1 pseudogene is annotated in these 373 nt (G+C 54.7%); it reads right to left on the bottom strand.

Annotation, left to right across the window (positions count from 1 at the left end):
- Window positions 1-69: 69 nt before the first annotated feature.
- Window positions 70-373: pseudogene (locus GPL15_RS24165) on the bottom strand (polysaccharide export protein); the annotation flags it as partial.

Raw genomic sequence — 373 nt, 5'->3', positions numbered from 1 at the left:
TTGGTACGCAGCGTTTTGATCGCTTCCACATAGTTATAATCGCTTACCTCATATTGGGAGAGGCGGATTTTATTTTCCATTGGCTTTCCCTGCCTTTCTTCTCGACGTCTTCCGTTTTCTCTGCCCTTCGATCTCCCCGCTGTCGCTGACGGATTCCTTGGCCGGGATCACGGCCAGCACCGGCAGATCCAGATATTTCTGGATATCATCCTCGGTTTTTACCGTATCGTTCAGCACCACGCTCAGGGTTATGGCTGCGCAGACAAGGAACAGGGCGACCAGGCCGCCCACCGCTGCGTTTTTCTTCACGCTGGGGCTGGTCTTTTCCAGGGCCACCACCCCGTCCTCCAGCATTTTCGGGGGAACCATTTCC

This window comes from Clostridium sp. MCC353, assembly GCF_018785315.1.
Lineage (GTDB): Bacteria > Bacillota > Clostridia > Lachnospirales > Lachnospiraceae > CHH4-2.
The sequence above is the reverse complement of the archived record's forward strand: the minus strand, read 5'-3'. Positions and strand labels throughout refer to the sequence as shown.